Source organism: Kitasatospora sp. NPDC023120, from assembly GCF_055560835.1.
The window spans coordinates 120,559-137,744 of the sequence record NZ_JBVHHY010000011.1; the positions used below are offsets into that span (position 1 = coordinate 120,559).

Below are 17,186 nucleotides of genomic sequence, written 5' to 3' on the forward strand. Positions count from 1 at the left end.
CGATGCCCGACCGCAGCACGGCACGAGCCGGCCAGGCACCCACCGTCACCGGCCCCCGGGACCTGCGCAACGTCGTCCTCATCGGCTCCAGCGGTGTGGGCAAGACCACCCTCGCCGAATCCCTCGCCCACGCCGCCGGCGCCACCGGCCGCCCCGGCCGCGTCACCGACGGGACCACCGTCTCCGACCACGAGGAGATCGAGCACCAGCAGCAGCGCTCCGTCCAGCTCTCGCTGCTGCCGCTCGAGTGGAAGGGCGTCAAGATCAACCTGATCGACCCGCCCGGACACCCCGACTTCACCGCCGACCTGCGCGCCGCCCTGCACGCCGCCGACGCCGCCGTCTTCGTCGTCTCCGCCACCGACCCGGTCACCGCCCCCACCCGCGCCCTGTGGCGCGAGTGCGCCGGCGAAGGCATCCCCCGCGCCATCGCCGTCGCCAAACTCGACCTCGCCCGCGCCGGCTTCGACGACATCCTCACCGCCTGCCACGACGCCTTCGAACTCGGCCCGGACACCCTCCGCCCGCTCTTCCTGCCCGTCCTGCACGACGGCCGCCCCGACGGCAGCGTCGACCTGCTCACCGGCGACACCTACGGCGACGCCACCCCGCTCCCCGACACCGGCCCCGCCCACGACAGCCTCGTCGAGGCCATCTCCGGCCAGGACGACACCCTCATGGAGCGCTACCTCGCTGGCGACACCCTCGACGCCGACTCCCTCGAAGCCGGCCTGCGCCGCGAAGTCCTCGACTGCACCCTCCACCCCGCCGTCCCCACCAGCGACAACGGACTCGGCGCTGCCGAACTCCTCGACCTCATCGCGCACACCTTCCCCGACCCCACCGAACGCACCCGCCCCGGCCCCGACTGCGACCCCGACGCCCCGCTCGCCGCCCAGGTCATCCGCGTCACCGGCGACGCCTACGTCGGCCGGATCAGCCTGCTGCGCCTGTACGCCGGCACCCTGCGCCCCGACACCCGGATCCACCTCGCCGGCCCCGCCCACACCGCCGACCAGAACGGCGACGAACGCGTCACCGCCCTCAGCAGCCCCTTCGGCAAGCTCCAGCGCCCCGTCCCGCACGCCGTCGCCGGCGACCTCGTCTGCGCCGCCAAACTCACCACCGCACGCGCCGGCGACACCGTCCACGACCCCGGCCACCCGGTCGAACTCGAAGGCTGGACCCTCCCCGAGCCGCTGCTCCCGATCGCCGTCGAAGCCCACAGCAAGGCCGACGACGACAAGCTCTCCCAGGCCCTCACCCGCCTCACGGCCGAGGACCCGGCGCTACGCCTCGAACAGAACCCCGACACCCACCAGCTCGTCCTCTGGTGCACCGGCGAGGCCCACGCGGACGTCGTCCTCGACCGGCTGCGCACCCGCCACGGCGTCCACGTCGACACCGTCGAGCCCAAGGTCGCCCTGCGCGAGACCTTCGGCACCGCCGCCGCCGGCCACGGGCGCCTGGTCAAGCAGTCCGGCGGCCACGGCCAGTACGCCATCTGCGACCTGGAGGTCGAACCCCTCCCGGCCGGCTCGGGCTTCGAGTTCCAGGAACACGTCGTCGGCGGCGCCGTCCCCAAGCACTTCATCCCCTCCGTCGAGAAGGGCGTCCGCGCCCAGCTCGCCAAGGGCGTCTCCACCGGCTACCCGCTCGTCGACGTCCGGGTCACCCTCACCGACGGCAAGGCCCACTCGGTCGACTCCTCGGACGCGTCCTTCCAGAACGCCGCCGCCCTCGCCCTGCGCGACGCCGCCGAGCACGCCGTCATCCGCCTGCTCGAACCCGTCGCCGCCGTCAGCGTCCTGCTGCCCGACGACTACCTCGGCGCCGTCCTCGGCGACCTGTCCGCCCGCCGCGGCCGCGTCCTCGGCACCGAGACCGGCCGGGCCGGCCTCACCCTGCTGCGCGCCGAGGTCCCCGAACTCGAGCTCGTCCGCTACCCGATCGACCTGCGCTCCCTCACCCACGGCACCGCCGAGTTCTCCCGCGCCTACCTGCGCCACGAACCCATGCCGACCGCCCTGGCGGGGCGCTACACCGACTGAACGGCCCCACCGCCGACCCGAACCCGACCGATCCGAACCGACCCGAGCCGGGCGGCCCTACGGCTGGGCGACGTTGCGGTCGGGCAGCGCGCAGGCCGCCGTACCCCCCGGCATCCGGTGCCGGTTGCGCGCCACCCACCGGTACACCAGACCCGCCACCGGCCGCACCGGCGCCGCCGTCAACACCGCGCCCAGGTAGGCCCACGCCCCACCGGAGCGCATCAGCAGCCGCGCGACCGCCTGCGCGCCCCCGTGCACCCGCCCGGTCGGCGTCACCCACAGCACCTCGCGCTCCGCCCGCTCGGCCGACACCTCACCCCGGCCGCCCGCACGCGCGTCCAGCGCCCCGAGGTCCGCGAACTGGAAGGCCACCGCCTCCCAGCCCCCCGAGGCCAGCGTCTGCCGCAGGTACCGCTCGGCCCACCGCACACAGGACGAACAGAACGCGCAGTCCCCGTCGAAGACCAGCACCGGATCCTTCACAACGGCTCCCCTTTCCTCGCTTCCACCGCCATCCTCCTCCACCCCCACAGCGGCTCGCTCCGGCGGGTATCGACCCGCCCGAACCTGGGCATCATGCCTCTCAGGCCCGGTACGGCTCGATCGTGACGGCACTTCAGACGATGATCCGCGCAGGGGTGCCACGGCACGGTAACCTGCCGCTGACAAGGGGAGGAGGGGACGCCACCGTGACCACACTCGACATGACCCCGGGTGCGCAGATACCCCGGACCGACGCCGGCCCGCAGACCGCCGTCACCCAGGCGCTCTCCTCGGCCGCCTACCGCGACGGCGAGATCGGCGACTTCGTCACGGCCGTCACCGACGCCACGGAGAAGAAGGGCCGCTTCGCGCTCTTCCGCCCCAACCTCGGCGAGGCCTTCAGCAAGGCGCTGGTCTCCCGCGCCCTCGGCGGCGACCGCAAGCCCATCGTCCCGGCCTTCGGCGTCGACACCCGCCAGGTCGTCGAACACTGCCTGGCCGCCGAGGAACTGCGCCACACCCGCGACCGGCAGCTCACCACCGTCACCCTCGTCACCGGCGGGCTCTTCCTCCCCGGCACCCTGCTCTGGCTCGCGGCCTTCCAGGTGCGCGCCTGGCTCAAACGGGACAACCCGCAGAACGCGGAGGTCTACGGCGGCATCGCCCTCGCCTTCTCCGCCGCCCTCGCCGTCTACCTCGCCTGGCGCCCGCCGGCACACAACATCGTCCTCGCCAGCTACCTGCGCGTCACGATGCTCGCGCCGGTCATCGGCTGGCTCCTCGCCCGCCGGATCGTCGACCGTTCCACCAAGGACCTGCGCGCCCGCTGGCAGTCCCTGGTCGAGGGCTCCGCCGTCGCCGCCAGCGTCGCCAAGGCCGTCCCCCGCGACGACCTCGACAAGAAGGCCAACGACCTGCGCGACAAGCTCGGCCGGCTGGACGCCGAGCAGGAGACCAACGTCCACCACTACGCCGGCCCCAAGGGCATCCTCGGCGCCGGCCGCCGCTGGGGCGAGTGGCGCATGTCCGACACCCTCCACCCCGCCGAGGGCCACGCCGACTTCCGCGCCTTCCACCCCTGGGACCTGGTCCGCCGGATCTCCAGCCACCTCAAGGGCCTCGGCGTCAGCCACGTCGCCAACAGCGGCATGCCCAACATCGCCATCAAGCAGTGGGTGGTCTTCGACATCGGCGAGGGCGCCGACGAGATCGGCCGCCCCGGCAACGCCGACATGGACGGCGACCGGATGCGCGACTTCGCCGTGCAGAGCATCGCCGACAAGCAGACCTTCTCCGGCGGCCCCCGGCACTACCTCGCCACCCAGTTCGTCACCCACGACGGCAAGCTGGTCCTCACCTTCACCATCACGGTGACCCTGCTCGCCAACGTGCTGAACATCTCGGTGGCCGGATACGCGCTCGGCCCGGTCAAGGGCGTCTTCTTCGACAAGCCGAAGGACAAGGAGAAGACGATCTCCAAGACCGTGAAGTTCTGGGAGGAGCGCACCGTCAAGCTCCCCCTGATCGACAACGACGAGGTCGTCCGCCAAGCCGTCCGCGCCCCCTTCCACCGGATGCCCGGCCTGCTCGGCTGGCTCGGCGGCGGGCTCGGCCTGCCCGAGCCGTTCGGACTGCGGCACGTCTGGGTCGGCCGCGCCTGGGACAACCGCTCCATGGTCGACAACGCGATGAACGCCTCCGTCCCGGTGCTCAACGCCGTCCACACCGCCACCCTGGAGTTCCTCCAGGAACACGACCTCGACGCCGACCGCTTCTTCAAGAACCGCACCTCGATCATCAAGTCCGAGGCGCAGGGCAGCCGCCCGTACGACGTCGACACCTTCAACGCCGGCTGAACCGCCCGCCGCGAACGGCGAAGGGGCCCGCCACCGATCTCCTCGGTGACGGGCCCCTTCCGCGTCCGCTGCGGGTCAGCCCTGCGGCCAGACCTCGGCCAGCATCTTCCGGGTGTCCGCCAGCAGCTGCGGCAGCACCTTGGTGTGGCCGACCACCGGCATGAAGTTGGTGTCCCCGCCCCAGCGCGGCACCACGTGCTGGTGCAGGTGCGCCGCGATCCCGGCACCGGCCGCCGCACCCTGGTTCATCCCGATGTTGAACCCGTGCGCCCCGGAGGCCGCCCGCAGCGCGGTCATCGCCTTCTTGGTGAAGTCCGCCAGCTCGGCCGTCTCCGCCTCGTCCAGCTCGGTGTAGTCGGCCACGTGCCGGTACGGGACCACCATCAGGTGCCCGCCGTTGTAGGGGTAGAGGTTCAGCACCGCGAACACGGCGCTCCCCCGGGCGATCACCAGCCCGTCCTCGTCGCTCAGCGACGGGATCGAGCAGAACGGACAACCGTCGTCCGGAGCCGGGCCGGTGGGCTTGTTCTCACCCTGGATGTACGCCATCCGATGGGGGGTCCACAAGCGGCGGAAGCCGTCCGGCTCACCGACGCCCCGCTGCAGTTCCGGCTCAGTCGTCATGCTGATCAGCATATTCGCCCGACGGTGCTTGCAAAGCCGCGCGGGGCAGACTCATCGAGAGCCTGCCCCGCGCATCACGGTCGTGCTACCGGATCACACCTGGATCCGGTTCTTCACCGCGTCGACGATCTCCTGGACGGCGTCCGCCACGGGGACACCGTTCTTCTGCTCGCCGTTGCGGTAGCGGAAGGACACCGCGCCCGCCTCGACGTCGTCGTTGCCGGCGATCAGCATGAACGGAACCTTGCTCTTCTGCGCGTTCCTGATCTTCTTCTGCATGCGGTCGTCCGAGGTGTCGACCTCGACCCGGATCCCGTGCTTCTTCAGCTCGGCCGCGACCTCCAGCAGGTACGGCACGTGCTCGTCGGTGATCGGGATACCGGTGACGGTGACCGGGGCCAGCCACGGCGGCATGGCGCCGGCGTAGTGCTCCAGCAGCACCGCGAAGAACCGCTCGATCGAACCGAACAGCGCCCGGTGGATCATGACCGGCTGCTGGCGCGAGCCGTCCGCCGCCGTGTACTCGAGATCAAAACGGGCCGGCAGGTTGAAGTCGAGCTGGATGGTCGACATCTGCCAGGTGCGACCGATGGCGTCGCGCGCCTGCACCGAGATCTTCGGGCCGTAGAAGGCCGCGCCGCCCGGGTCCGGAACCAGCGGCAGGCCCTGCTTCTCGGCCACGCTCGCCAGGACGCGGGTGGCCTCCTCCCAGGTCTCGTCGCTGCCGACGTACTTCTCCGGGTCCTTGGTCGACAGCTCCAGGTAGAAGTCGGTCAGACCGTAGTCACGAAGGAGGTTGAGCACGAAGGTCAGCGTCGAGTCGAGCTCGTCCGCCATCTGCTCGCGGGTGCAGTAGATGTGCGCGTCGTCCTGCGTGAAGCCGCGGGCACGGGTCAGGCCGTGCACGACACCGGACTTCTCGTAGCGGTACACCGTCCCGAACTCGAAGAGGCGCAGCGGCAGTTCACGGTACGAGCGGCCGCGCGCGTCGAAGATCAGGTTGTGCATCGGGCAGTTCATCGGCTTGAGGTAGTAGTCCACGCCCTCGTCGAGCTGCATGGGCGGGTACATACCGTCCGCGTACCAGTCGAGGTGGCCGCTCTTCTCGAAGAGCTTCCCCTTGGTGGCGTGCGGGGTGTAGACGAACTCGTAACCCTCTTCCTCGTGCCGACGGCGCGAGTAGTCCTCCATGGCGCGGCGGATGATGCCGCCCTTGGGGTGGAAGACGGCGAGGCCGGAGCCGATCTCCTCGGGGACGGAGAAGAGGTCGAGCTCGTTGCCGAGCTTGCGGTGGTCGCGCTTCTCCGCCTCGACCAGGAAGTCGAGGTGGGCCTTCAGCTCGTCCTTGGTCGGCCAGGCGGTGCCGTAGATGCGCTGGAGCATGGGGTTCTTCTCGCTGCCGCGCCAGTAGGCGGCCGCGTTGCGCATCAGCTTGAACGCCGGGATGTGCCGGGTGCTGGGCAGGTGCGGGCCGCGGCAGAGGTCGCCCCAGCACTGCTCGCCGCTCTTGGCGTCCAGGTTGTCGTAGATGGTGAGCTCGCCGGTGCCGACCTCGACGTCGGCACCCTCGCCGGCGGTGGCGGCGGAGCCCTTGAGGCCGATCAGCTCGAGCTTGTACGGCTCGGCGGCCAGCTCCTCGCGGGCGTCCTCGTCGGTGACCACACGGCGGGAGAACTTCTGCCCGCGCTTGATGATCTCCTGCATCTTCTTCTCGATGGCCTTGAGGTCATCGGGGTGGAACGGCTTCTCGACGTCGAAGTCGTAGTAGAAGCCGTCCTTGACCGGCGGGCCGATGCCCAGCTTGGCCTCGGGGTAGAGCTGCTGCACGGCCTGGGCCATCACGTGCGCGGTGGAGTGGCGCAGGATGTCGAGGCCGTCCTTGCTGTCGATCGCGACCGGCTCGACCTCGTCGCCGTCCTGGACGGCGTAGGCGAGGTCCTTGAGCTGCCCGCCGACGCGGGCGGCGATGATCGAGCGGTCGTCGGCGAAGAGCTCGGCGGCCGTAGTGCCCGTGGTCACCACGCGCTCTTCCCGATCGGGTTCGCGGCTGATGATTACCCGGACGTCCGTCACCGGTCTCTCCTGACGTGCTGGATTTCAGAGGACGCAGCACAGCGCTGCGCGTGACGATGGTACCGAGAGCGCCGCCCCCGCCGTCCACCTATGCCCCTTCTCCCTCTCCCCCCGCCTTCTCCCCGAGCACCTTCAGCAGCCGCTCGCGGTCCCCTTCCTCCCAGCCGCACAGCTCGAGCCCGTGGGGCCTGGTCAGTCGGCGGAAGCCGCCGTGCCGCTCCAGCCGGCCGGAGACCCGGACGGGCAGCCCGGCGAGGTGGGCCTCGGCGGCGAGCCGGTAGTCGGGGTCGGGCAGCCGGAGCTTGAGTTCGTGGACCTCGGCACCGCCGAGGACGCGCAGCCGTACCGAGCCCGGGCCGGCCGGGTCGGCGCGCTTGAGCCGGGTGACCACGCCGACCACGGTGACGGCGACGGCGGGCTCGATGCGCTCCAGCAGTTCGGCGGCCTCGGTGAGGGCGGGCAGGTCGCCGGGCGAGAAGTCGAGGACGACCCGGCGGTCCCCGAAGCCGCCCGGTGTCCCGGCGGCGGGCGACCAGGCGACGGTGAACCGGGCCGCCGTCGTGCCGCGCACGAGCTCCTCGACGGACTGGACGAGTTCCCGGCTGACCCCGGCCTGGACGGCGTTCTCGAAGGCCTCGGGCCCGCCGCTGACCCGCCGGTAGTCGACCGCGTCGCGCAGCGCCTCCAGGGCACGGACCAGGGTGGTGACGGCGGCGCGGCCCTCCGGGGCGGGGGTGTACGCGGTGAGGGCGGCGCCCTGTTCGACCACCAGGACGCGGTCCAGGAAGTCCGCTGCGGGGCCGTCCAGCCGGGCGCCGAAGTAGGCGGCCCTGGTGCGGGCGGCCTTGGCTCCGGCGGCGAGCATCCCGCGTGCCGCGTGCCGGAGCCGCTCGACGTCGTCCCAGGGGGTGGCCTCGGCGGGGCCGGGCGGCTCGCGGCGCCAGCGCAGTTCGTCGCCGGGGACGGCGAGGGCCAGCAGGATCGAGCGGGCGGAGGGGGTGCGGGAGCGGGAGAGCGCGGTGACGGCGTCGGCGAGGAGTTCGACCGCGTCGTCGAAGCCGTCCCCGGCCGGGACGAGGAGGCTGGTGCCGGGTTCGCCGTCGGGCGGGGTCCAGCGGCCGTACCGGGCGGCCGGTCCGCCGCGGCGGACCCAGCCGTGCCGGGCGAGCAGGGTGGCCAGCACCGCGGGGTCGACGGTGGCCGGGTCGGGCAGGGCCCGGGCCGGCTCGGCCGGTCCGTGCGGCGGTGTCAACAGCGGTGTCATGGGGTCGGCTCCTCGCTGGTGGGGCCGGGCGGTCACGGGCTGCCGCCCGCGCCGACCCGGGCCATGATGTCGCAGAGCGCGCGGTCGTCGAAGACCCTGTCGGTGAGGACGCGGACGTTGGTGCGCCGCTGTCCGGTGACCGGGTGGCCGGCCAGGTTGACCCAGTAACAGCAGTGCCGCAGCTCCAGGGCGTCCGGGCGGGCCCGGAGCCAGTGGTCGACCCGGCTCGGCAGCAGCATCACGACCAGGATCCGGGGCACGGCGACCCGGGGCCGGGCGAGCTTGCGCAGGTGCTCGTTGTCCAGGGTGAAGCCGAAGGACCGCCCGGCCGGGTCGGGCGCGATCTGCTGGGTGGCCTTGAGCTGGATCTTGATGGTGACCTCGTCGTCCACCTCGTGCGCCCGGGAGCCGTGGTTGACCTGCCAGTCGATGCCGTTGTCCGGGAACGGCTGGGAGAGCGAGCAGCCGGCCGCGGCGGCGACCGCGTGCAGATAGCCGACCTGCAGCGTCTCCATGCAGGCGGTGACCGCGAGGTTCCCCCGCAGGACGGCCGCCGCCTCCTCGGGCTGCGGCTGTGTCAGTGCCATCGCCCCGTGGCCTCCCCCGGCTCCGGGCCCGTCCGGATCGAACGGGTCAGTCGATTCGATCGGGACAGTCATGGGCAGGATCCCCGGTCGGGCCTGGGCCAAACGGGTTGAAGGGGCGTCAGAACCGGGTATCAACCGGGCGCGCGGAACGCTCGCCTGAGGGGCAGTCATGCAGCAGCACTGGTACACCGGCCCACTCGCCTCCTTCGACACCGAGACCACCGGCGTGGACGTCGAGCACGATCGGATCGTCTCGGCCGCCCTGGTCGTCCAACTCGCCCCGGGAGCACCGGTGCGGACCACCACCTGGCTCGCCGATCCGGGCGTCCCGATCCCGGACGGCGCCCGCGCTGTGCACGGCATCACCGACGAGCAGGTCCGGCTGCACGGCCGTCCGGCCCGCGCGGTGGTGGCGGAGGTCACCCGCGCGCTGGCCGCCGAGGCCCGGGCCGGGCACCCGGTGGTGGTGATGAACGCGCCGTACGACCTGACGCTGCTCGACCGGGAGCTGCGCCGGCATCACGGGCTGGCGCTGACCGGTGGGCTGGACGCGGCCGGGCTGCTGGTGCTGGATCCGCGGGTGCTGGACAAGCACGTGGACCGCTACCGCCGGGGCCGCCGGACGCTGACCGACCTGTGCGCGCACTACGGCGTGGACCTGACCGGGGCGCACGACGCGGCGGCGGACGCGACGGCGGCGCTGGCGCTGACCCGGCGGATAGGCGCCCGCTACCCGGCTGCGCTCGGCGGGCTGACGGCGGCCGAGCTGCACCTGCGGCAGGCGGTCTGGCACGCGGCGCAGGCGCGCGGGCTGCAGGGCTGGTTCGACCGCTCGGGGGTGGCGGAGCGGGCGGACCTGTCCTGGCCGCTGCGGCCGGCCCGGTGCGGCTGCGGGCGTCGGCTGGAGCCGGAGCACGGTTGCGAGGCGGCGGCGTAGCGGGCGGTCCCGGCGTATCCGGTCCGGAACGCGCCGCAGGCCCTGACCGGTTTCCTGGTCAGGGCCTGCGTGCTGTCCGGGTGGGCGATACTGGGATCGAACCAGTGACCCCTTCGGTGTGAACGAAGTGCTCTCCCGCTGAGCTAATCGCCCGGGCAACGAGATGAACTGTAGCACCATTCGGGGGTCGTCGTACAACTCGTCCTTCCGGGGTGTGCCGACGCATCCACAGAACTCGTGCTCCGCGCGGAAGGTGACTGAGCCTCAGCCGATTACCGACGACCCTTCAGGCCTATTCCGGAAATACACGTGAGGCCCAGCCGATAATCGGCTGGGCCTCACGTATCACAATGCATTCCGGTGGGCGATACTGGGATCGAACCAGTGACCCCTTCGGTGTGAACGAAGTGCTCTCCCGCTGAGCTAATCGCCCGGGTGCAGGGAAAACATTACCGCATCCCGGAGGGTGGTCCGAACACCCTCCCTGCCCACCGCCCCGGGCCCGGCCCGCTCAGCGCTCGTCCAGCCGCCAGGGGGCGACCAGGCCGTAGCGGGCGAGGTACCAGCCGCCCGCGCCGACGACGGCGGCCAGCCCGATCGCGGTGACCGTCAGGTTCCGCCGGCGCACCCGCGGGTCCATGGCCCGCTGGGCGGCCTCGGCGACCTTGCGGCGGGTCCAGTGCAGGACCAGCCGGGCCCAGGGGAACTCGGTGGCCCAGATCCCCATGCCCAGGAAGATCACCACCCAGCCCGGTCCGGGCAACGGCAGCAGGACCACGCCGAGCCCGACCACGGCGAGGCCGGCCAGGAAGACCGCCGCCCGCCAGGCCCGGTGCAGCACGCGGGAGCGGCGCACGAAGGCCGGGGCCCGGGAGCCGGCCGCCCCGCCGTCGTCGACGGCTGTGTCATCCGGCGCGACCGCTTCACCCGTTCTCGTGTTCCCGGGCGTCTTGTCGTTTCGCACAGTCATGCCAGGAAACTAACCAAGAAGTGCCTCGGTAATGCCCGGCCCGGCCGCTCCGGGCCGATTCCGCAATGCGCCGTAAGGGGTACGACTCGCGTCCGAATCGGGACAGAGGGGTTTACATCGGTCTTGGGGGTGGGATGGTCCGTTCGCCGACGTGCGATTCCCCGAGCGCACACTGAGCGAAAGGCCATGGCGCTTATGAACACCACGGTCAGCTGCGAGCTGCACCTGCGCCTCATCGTGTCCAGCGAGTCCTCACTGCCCGTCCCTGCGGGCCTGCGCTACGACACCGCCGACCCCTACGCCGTGCACGCCACGTTCCACACGGGCGCCGACGAGACCGTGGAGTGGGTGTTCGCCCGAGATCTCCTCGCGGAGGGGCTGCACCGACCCACCGGTACCGGCGACGTCCGGGTGTGGCCGTCGCGCAGTCACGGGCAAGGGGTGGTCTGCATCGCGCTGAGCTCTCCGGAAGGAGAAGCCCTGCTGGAGGCCCCGGCCCGGGCGCTTGAGTCGTTCCTCAAGCGGACGGACGCCGCGGTGCCGCCCGGCACCGAACACCGTCACTTCGACCTCGACCGGGAGCTGTCCCACATCCTCGCCGAAAGCTGACCCCGACCGGAGGTGGTCACGCCCCGCCGTCGGCGGGGCCGAACCCCCTGCCGTCATCGCAGCCGTCCTACTCGGGGGCACGGCAGCGGACTCAGCCGCGCACGAAGCGGTTCTCGGGGCCGGTGGACGGCCCGCTCCCACCGGAGCGGGCCCGCAGCACCGCAGGCGCCCGGCACCGAGGCCGGCCACCCGTTCGGGTGGCCGGCCTCGGTGCCGGGCGCCGACGTCTGTCCCGGACCGTACGCGCCCACGGGGTTCGCACGAGGCTTCGGAGACCGCGGAGGCAGGGCCGCGCCCGGTTTCGGACGCCCTGACGGGATCCGCACACGCCTTCGAAAGAACGCGCCACCCGGATGGCACAAGGCCCGGTATGGTCTGGGGTAACCGTGGACGCGGGGTATCGGAGTCCCCCTGCGCGAGGAGCCCCCAACGTGCTGATCACCCATGACACCGAGTGCGCGCTGAGCATCCTCGTGGAGCTGCTCAACACCGCGCCCGAGGTGTGCGGCGCCGAGCGGCTGCCGGACGTCGCCGCGCTCGGCGCCTTCGTGGTCCGCCAGGAGATCAGCGAGATCGACTCGCTGACCGAGGAGGACCTGCACCGGGTGCACGAGCTGCGCACCCGGCTGCGCGAGGTCTTCGGGACGGAGTCCACCGCGGAGGCCGCCGAGCTGGTCAATGCGATCGTCGCGGCCGCCGGGACGACGCCCCGGCTCACCAACCACGACGACCACGACTGGCACATCCACTACTTCGCGCCGCACGCCGCGCTCGGCGACCACCTGGCGGCCGAACTGGGCATGGCGCTGGCCCTCATCCTCATGGCCGGCGAGCGGGAACGACTGCGCCGGTGCGAGGCACCGGACTGCGCCCGGGTCTTCGTGGACCTCTCCCGGAACCGCTCGCGGCGCTACTGCGACAGCCGTACCTGCGGCAACCGGCTGCACGTCGCCGCCTACCGGGCACGGCAGCGGTCGGCGGAGGCCGTCCCCTCCGCCTGACGCTCCGGAGCGAGCGGTCAGATCCCGCGCTTGCGGAGGATCTCCTCGATGTCGGCGAAGTCGCCGAGGCCGTCGTCGCGCTTGCCCGCGGCCTGCTTCTTCGGAGCCTTGGACGCCGGCGCCACCGCCGGGCGCTCGGGCGCCGGGACCGCGGCCGCGGGGCGCTCCGGCGCGCTCTCCACGGCGGTGCCGCGGCGGCTCACCCAGCGGGTGGTGACCAGCAGCGCCGCGGAGACGCCGAGCAACGCGATGCCGGTCCACACCCGGGGGTCGAGGACCAGACCCGCCGCCCAGTCGGCGAACGCCCGGCCGATCGTGCTCGCCAGCGGGAACAGCCCGGTCAGGTAGAGCCCGGCGGGCAGCAGCGCGACCGCGAACCAGCGGGTCGCCGACAGGAAGCGCCGCTTGTAGGCCCGCAGGCCGGCGACGGCAACCCCGCCCGCCGTGAGGATGAAGCTGATCGCCGCGCTCAGCACGGGGCCACCCCTTCGCGTCCGCTCGTCCTGGTCATCGGTGCCTCCCTGTCGGTCCGCCCTCGGGCGCACCGCCGGCCGGAACGGGCTCCCACTAGTGGAACACTGGGGGAATGATCGATGGTTCCCTCCCCCGCCTCGAGTTCTGGTGCGACCTCCAGTGCCCGGACTGCCGTACCGCCCTGGACGACGTACGGGCGCTGCGCGCGCAGTACGGCGACGCGCTGCCCGTGGAGCTGCGGCACTTCCCGCTGGAGAAGCACAAGCACGCCTACGCCGCCGCGGAGGCGGCCGAGGAGGCGTTCGCCCAGGGGCTGGGCTGGCCGTTCGTCGAGGCGCTGCTGGCGCGGGTCGAGGAGCTGGACGCGCGGGGGCAGCAGGTGCTGCTGGACGTCGCCCGCGAGGTCGGGGCGGACGTCGAGGAGGTCGACACCGCGCTGATCGACGGTCGGCACATGCTGACCGTCGACGCCGACCAGGCCGAGGGGAAGGCGATCGGGGTCAAGGGCACGCCGACGTACGTGATCGGCGGCAAGCGGTTGGACGGCGGGCAGAGCCAGGACGGCCTGCGGGAAGCGATCACGGCCGTCATCGAGGAGGCGCGGGCTTCCTGACGGCACGTCAGAGTGCCTTGCCGTAAAGGCGTTCGGTGACCCGGTAGCCGAGCGAGTCGTAGAGCCGGATGGCGACCGCGTTGTCGGCGAAGACGTTGAGGCCGAGATTGCGCACCCCGGCGACGAGGCACTCCCGCTCGGCGAGCAGCATCAGGGTGCGGCCGTGTCCCCGGCCCTGGTGGGCCGGGGACACCTCGACCACCATCACCCAGGCGAGCGGTTCGCCGTCCGGCAGGTCGCGCAGGTGGAGGGCCACCCAGATCGAGCCGTACGGATCCGGCCCGCCGTCGGCGCCGTACAGGCCGCTCAGGACGACGCCGGGGGTCGCGGCGCCCTGCGGGAGCAGGTTCTGCCCGCCGCCGCCCGACTTGGTGCGGGCCTGCTCCTCGGTGAGGCCGGAGGCCACGAGCGAGCGGGCGAAGCGCTCCGCGCTCCCGTCGAGCCAGGCCTGGAGCGCGTCGGGGCCGATCGGGCGCACGGCCTGTCCGGCGGGCAGAGCGGGCAGGGCGGGGGCATCGGTCAGGCGTTTGACCATGGTCCGCATCCGCTCGGTGTAGCCGAGGGTGGCGGCGAGGGCGCGGGCGGTCGGTGCCGACTCGGGGATCCTGACGTCCACCCGCACGCAGTCCCAGTGCCGCAGCACCTCCTCCGCGGCCAGCGCGCCGAACGTGCCGCGGCCCCGGCCGCGCCCTTCGGTGACCTCCAACTCGGATATCTCACCCCAGAGTTGGCTGCCGTACCGGGTGGCGGTGGTGCGCAGCGCGCCGACCGGGTGGCCGTTCGAGAGGATCCGCCAGCGTCTGGTGCGGCCGCCGGCCGCGGTGGGTGTCTCCGGGCCCTCGGGGCGCAGCGTGGTGGTCATGTGGTGGTCCCTTCCCGTTGCTCGGGAGGTTATCCACGGGCCGTCCACCCGGTCGGCTGCGTGCTCTCCGTCGCCCGGGGGCGGGGATCACGGGTCGAGGTCGTCGCCGCTGCGCTCGGTGAAGACGGCCATGGCCTTGGCGGTGACGGGGCCGATGCCGGGCAGTTCGCGGTCGTCGATGCGGGTGACGGCCTGGACGTCGCGGGTGGTGGAGGTCAGGAAGACCTCCTCGGCGTCCTGGAGGGCGTCCAGCGGGAGGTCGGCCTCGTCCGCGCCGCACCAGTCGACGACGAGCTGCCGGGTGATGCCGGCCAGGCAGCCGGAGGCGAGGACTGGGGTGAGCAGGCGGCCGCCGATGACCACGAAGACGTTGGAGCCGGTGCCTTCGCAGAGTCGGCCGGCGGTGTTGGCGAACAGGGCCTCGGAGGCGCCGGCCCGGTGGGCGGCGGCCAGGGCGACGACGTTCTCGGCGTACGAGGTGGTCTTGAGGCCGGCGACGGCGCTGTGCTCGTTGCGGCGCCAGGGGACGACGGCGACGGCGGTCTCGTCGGGGCGGCGGTCGATCGCGCCGAGGGCGACGACGAGGGTGGGGCCGGTGGTGCCGCGCTCGGAACCGAGCGGGGACTGACCGCCGGTGTAGGTCACGCGCAGGCGGCCGAGCGGTGCGGGGTTGGCGGCGAGGACCTGGGCGCAGGCTTCGCGGACCACGTCGTGGTCGGGGTCGGGAAGGCCGAGGCCGCGGGCGGAGCGGGTGAGCCGGTCAAGGTGGCGGGTGACCGCGAAGGCCTCGCCGTTGACGGCCTTCATGGTCTCGAAGACGCCGTCGCCGGTGGTGAGTCCGTGGTCGAGGACCGAGACGGCGGCGTCGGCGGAGTCGACGAGGCTGCCGTTGACCCAGCTCGTGGTGCGGTTGTGCATCGGGTGCTGCTCCTCAGCGGTGGGCGGTGTGGCTCAGGCCCCGGTCGGGTCGGGTTCGCCGCCCGACGCTATCGCGACCAGTCTGGCGGCCTTCAGTTCGGTTTCGGCCCATTCGCGATCGGGGTCGGAGCCCCAGGTGATGCCGGCGCCGGTGCCGAAGCGCAGGACGGGTCGGCCGGGGTCGGAGCGGTCGATCCAGAAGGTGCGGATGCCGACGGCGAGTTCGCCCTCGCCGCGGTCGGCGTCGACCCAGCCGACGGCGCCGCAGTAGGGGCCGCGCGGGGCGGTCTCCAGGGCCTCGATGATCCGCAGGGCGCTGGACTTGGGGGCGCCGGTGACGGAACCGGGCGGGAAGGTGGCGGCGAGCAGCTCGGGCCAGCCCGCCCCCTCGCGCAAGGTGCCCTCGACGGTGGAGACCAGGTGGACCAGGCCGGGGTGCTTCTCGACCGCGCAGAGGTCGGGGACGGTGACGCTGCCGGTCGCGCAGACCTGGCCGAGGTCGTTGCGGACGAGGTCCACGATCATCACGTTCTCGGCGTGGTCCTTGTCGAGGAGGTCGTCCTCGGTGCGGCCGGTGCCCTTGATCGGGCCGGAGGAGACGGTGCTGCCGGTGCGGCGCAGGTAGAGCTCGGGTGAGGCGGTGGCGATCTCGACGCCGTGCTCGGGCAGCCGGATGGTGCCGGCGTAGGGGGCGGGGTTGCCGTGGGCGAGGAGGCCGGTGAGGGCGTCGATGTCGCTGAGGTCCGGGTCGGGCAGCGGTGCGGACATCACTCGGCAGAGGTTGGCCTGGTAGACCTCGCCGGCTGCTATGTGCTCGCGGATGCGGCGAACGCCCGCGGTGTAGGCGGCGCGGTCCAGGGAGGTGTGCCAGCTGCCGGCGTCCGGGCCGCGCCAGCCCGCGCCGGAGGGCGGCGCGGGGGCGGGGCGGAGTTCGTCGAAGCGGGCGCAGGTCAGCCGGCCCTCGAAGTCGTAGGCGACGGCCCAGTAGCCGGAGGAGTCGAGGGCGGCCGGGTCCGAGGTGACGTCGCGCAGTCCGGTGGCGAGGCGGCCGCCGAAGCGGGCGAGCGGGGTGCGGGGGTCGGGGTGGCCGGACACGGTTCTCCTGCGCGGTGTGCTGGGCGGCGGTGCCTGAAGTGTAGGTCGGGGGCGCGGGCCCGGCCCGGTGTGGCCGTGCGTGCGCCAGGGCGTACGAACCGGGGCGTGAGCAGCCACGGTCGTCGCGCGGGTGTGCGCCGGGTGGCCTGCGGGTGATCGTCCGGAAGCGCCGCAGGTGGCGGCCGACGACCGAGGCCGGAGGCTGACGGGACGGCACTCGACGGGCATCCCCTCGGCACGCTGCGGGAACGGATTTTTAGCTGGCCCCGGAATCCGCTAGAGTTCAACACGTCGCCAGGGAGCGCAGCCGGGAAAATCCGGCGGGGACCCCGGGAGACAGGCGGACGTGGCTCAGTTGGTAGAGCATCACCTTGCCAAGGTGAGGGTCGCGAGTTCGAATCTCGTCGTCCGCTCGATGGAGAACAGTGTAAGATCGTTCTTCATGTGTTGCCTGGTGGAGTGGCCGAGAGGCGAGGCAACGGCCTGCAAAGCCGTGTACACGGGTTCAAATCCCGTCTCCACCTCCAAGAGGTTCACCCGGTTCCGCCGGGAGGCCTCCCCGCGCGATTAGCTCAGCGGGAGAGCACTACCTTGACACGGTAGGGGTCACTGGTTCAATCCCAGTATCGCGCACAGTAACGGGCCCTTCGAGGTCTGCTGCAACACTGCCTCACCAGGCGCGATTAGCTCAGCGGGAGAGCACTACCTTGACACGGTAGGGGTCACTGGTTCAATCCCAGTATCGCGCACGTCGGATCCTCCGGGGTCT

Annotated in this window: 16 protein-coding genes and 6 tRNA genes; 10 read left to right on the forward strand and 12 right to left on the reverse strand. The window is 72.3% G+C overall.

Annotated features, from left to right (window positions below):
- The first annotated feature begins 2 nt into the window (after positions 1 to 2).
- Complete coding sequence (locus tag ACZ3TI_RS18105; protein ID WP_465727200.1) at positions 3 to 2,051, forward strand: elongation factor G-like protein EF-G2; 2,049 nt, start codon at positions 3 to 5, stop codon at positions 2,049 to 2,051.
- Positions 2,052 to 2,108: 57 nt separating this feature from the next.
- Here the strand turns inward: ACZ3TI_RS18105 and ACZ3TI_RS18110 are convergent, their stop codons facing one another.
- On the reverse strand, positions 2,109 to 2,534 hold the full coding sequence (locus ACZ3TI_RS18110) for a thiol-disulfide oxidoreductase DCC family protein (protein ID WP_465727201.1): 426 nt from the start codon (positions 2,532 to 2,534) through the stop codon (positions 2,109 to 2,111).
- Between the two features lie 206 nt (positions 2,535 to 2,740).
- Here ACZ3TI_RS18110 and ACZ3TI_RS18115 point away from each other — a divergent pair, with 206 nt between their 5' ends.
- A complete protein-coding gene (locus ACZ3TI_RS18115) occupies positions 2,741 to 4,390 on the forward strand; it encodes a hypothetical protein (RefSeq protein WP_465727202.1) in 1,650 nt (549 codons plus the stop codon).
- A gap of 75 nt (positions 4,391 to 4,465) precedes the next feature.
- Here ACZ3TI_RS18115 and ACZ3TI_RS18120 read toward each other — a convergent pair whose 3' ends face one another.
- From ACZ3TI_RS18120 to ACZ3TI_RS18135, 4 genes are all read right to left on the reverse strand, one after another.
- Positions 4,466 to 5,026, reverse strand: coding sequence for an HIT family protein (locus tag ACZ3TI_RS18120; protein ID WP_465727203.1), 561 nt, complete (start codon positions 5,024 to 5,026; stop codon positions 4,466 to 4,468).
- 81 nt (positions 5,027 to 5,107) lie between these two features.
- A complete protein-coding gene (gene thrS, locus ACZ3TI_RS18125) occupies positions 5,108 to 7,087 on the reverse strand; it encodes a threonine--tRNA ligase (RefSeq protein WP_465727204.1) in 1,980 nt (659 codons plus the stop codon).
- An 88-nt stretch (positions 7,088 to 7,175) separates the two neighbouring features.
- Positions 7,176 to 8,351: a hypothetical protein gene (locus ACZ3TI_RS18130; RefSeq protein ID WP_465727205.1), complete on the reverse strand. Its 1,176-nt coding sequence runs from the start codon at positions 8,349 to 8,351 to the stop codon at positions 7,176 to 7,178.
- A 32-nt stretch (positions 8,352 to 8,383) separates the two neighbouring features.
- Positions 8,384 to 8,938, reverse strand: a complete 555-nt coding sequence (locus tag ACZ3TI_RS18135; RefSeq protein ID WP_465727206.1) for a DUF4365 domain-containing protein — start codon at positions 8,936 to 8,938, stop codon at positions 8,384 to 8,386.
- A gap of 169 nt (positions 8,939 to 9,107) precedes the next feature.
- Here ACZ3TI_RS18135 and ACZ3TI_RS18140 point away from each other — a divergent pair, with 169 nt between their 5' ends.
- Positions 9,108 to 9,875 (forward strand): exonuclease domain-containing protein, encoded by a 768-nt coding sequence (locus ACZ3TI_RS18140; RefSeq protein WP_465727207.1) that lies wholly within the window; start codon positions 9,108 to 9,110, stop codon positions 9,873 to 9,875.
- Between the two features lie 81 nt (positions 9,876 to 9,956).
- On the opposite strand, the gene ACZ3TI_RS18145 is transcribed toward ACZ3TI_RS18140, so the two are convergent.
- From ACZ3TI_RS18145 to ACZ3TI_RS18155, 3 genes are all read right to left on the reverse strand, one after another.
- Positions 9,957 to 10,028: transfer RNA gene (locus tag ACZ3TI_RS18145), tRNA-Val, on the reverse strand.
- Between the two features lie 208 nt (positions 10,029 to 10,236).
- A tRNA-Val gene (locus ACZ3TI_RS18150) sits at positions 10,237 to 10,308 on the reverse strand.
- Positions 10,309 to 10,386: 78 nt separating this feature from the next.
- On the reverse strand, positions 10,387 to 10,845 hold the full coding sequence (locus ACZ3TI_RS18155) for a TIGR02611 family protein (protein WP_465727208.1): 459 nt from the start codon (positions 10,843 to 10,845) through the stop codon (positions 10,387 to 10,389).
- Between the two features lie 195 nt (positions 10,846 to 11,040).
- On the opposite strand from ACZ3TI_RS18155, the gene ACZ3TI_RS18160 reads away from it, so the two are divergent.
- Together ACZ3TI_RS18160 and ACZ3TI_RS18165 are read left to right on the forward strand one after the other, a co-directional pair.
- Positions 11,041 to 11,454 carry an SsgA family sporulation/cell division regulator gene (locus tag ACZ3TI_RS18160; RefSeq protein WP_030056266.1) on the forward strand — a complete coding sequence of 138 codons (414 nt, stop codon included), beginning with the start codon at positions 11,041 to 11,043 and terminating at the stop codon, positions 11,452 to 11,454.
- A 431-nt stretch (positions 11,455 to 11,885) separates the two neighbouring features.
- Positions 11,886 to 12,455, forward strand: a complete 570-nt coding sequence (locus ACZ3TI_RS18165; protein WP_465727209.1) for a CGNR zinc finger domain-containing protein — start codon at positions 11,886 to 11,888, stop codon at positions 12,453 to 12,455.
- A 17-nt stretch (positions 12,456 to 12,472) separates the two neighbouring features.
- On the opposite strand, the gene ACZ3TI_RS18170 is transcribed toward ACZ3TI_RS18165, so the two are convergent.
- On the reverse strand, positions 12,473 to 12,931 hold the full coding sequence (locus tag ACZ3TI_RS18170) for a hypothetical protein (protein ID WP_465727210.1): 459 nt from the start codon (positions 12,929 to 12,931) through the stop codon (positions 12,473 to 12,475).
- Positions 12,932 to 13,041: 110 nt separating this feature from the next.
- On the opposite strand from ACZ3TI_RS18170, the gene ACZ3TI_RS18175 reads away from it, so the two are divergent.
- Positions 13,042 to 13,542, forward strand: a complete 501-nt coding sequence (locus ACZ3TI_RS18175; RefSeq protein WP_465727211.1) for a DsbA family protein — start codon at positions 13,042 to 13,044, stop codon at positions 13,540 to 13,542.
- A 7-nt stretch (positions 13,543 to 13,549) separates the two neighbouring features.
- Here ACZ3TI_RS18175 and ACZ3TI_RS18180 read toward each other — a convergent pair whose 3' ends face one another.
- The 3 genes from ACZ3TI_RS18180 to ACZ3TI_RS18190 form a co-directional block, all read right to left on the reverse strand.
- Positions 13,550 to 14,404: a GNAT family N-acetyltransferase gene (locus tag ACZ3TI_RS18180; protein WP_465727212.1), complete on the reverse strand. Its 855-nt coding sequence runs from the start codon at positions 14,402 to 14,404 to the stop codon at positions 13,550 to 13,552.
- 87 nt (positions 14,405 to 14,491) lie between these two features.
- Positions 14,492 to 15,322 carry an aminotransferase class IV gene (locus ACZ3TI_RS18185; RefSeq protein ID WP_465727213.1) on the reverse strand — a complete coding sequence of 277 codons (831 nt, stop codon included), beginning with the start codon at positions 15,320 to 15,322 and terminating at the stop codon, positions 14,492 to 14,494.
- Between the two features lie 33 nt (positions 15,323 to 15,355).
- On the reverse strand, positions 15,356 to 16,417 hold the full coding sequence (locus ACZ3TI_RS18190) for a chorismate-binding protein (protein ID WP_465727214.1): 1,062 nt from the start codon (positions 16,415 to 16,417) through the stop codon (positions 15,356 to 15,358).
- 340 nt (positions 16,418 to 16,757) lie between these two features.
- Here ACZ3TI_RS18190 and ACZ3TI_RS18195 point away from each other — a divergent pair.
- From ACZ3TI_RS18195 to ACZ3TI_RS18210, 4 genes are all read left to right on the forward strand, one after another.
- A tRNA-Gly gene (locus ACZ3TI_RS18195) sits at positions 16,758 to 16,830 on the forward strand.
- A gap of 40 nt (positions 16,831 to 16,870) precedes the next feature.
- Positions 16,871 to 16,944, forward strand: a tRNA-Cys gene (locus ACZ3TI_RS18200).
- 34 nt (positions 16,945 to 16,978) lie between these two features.
- Positions 16,979 to 17,050 (forward strand) — tRNA-Val (locus ACZ3TI_RS18205).
- Positions 17,051 to 17,094: 44 nt separating this feature from the next.
- A tRNA-Val gene (locus tag ACZ3TI_RS18210) sits at positions 17,095 to 17,166 on the forward strand.
- The last annotated feature ends 20 nt before the right edge of the window (positions 17,167 to 17,186 follow it).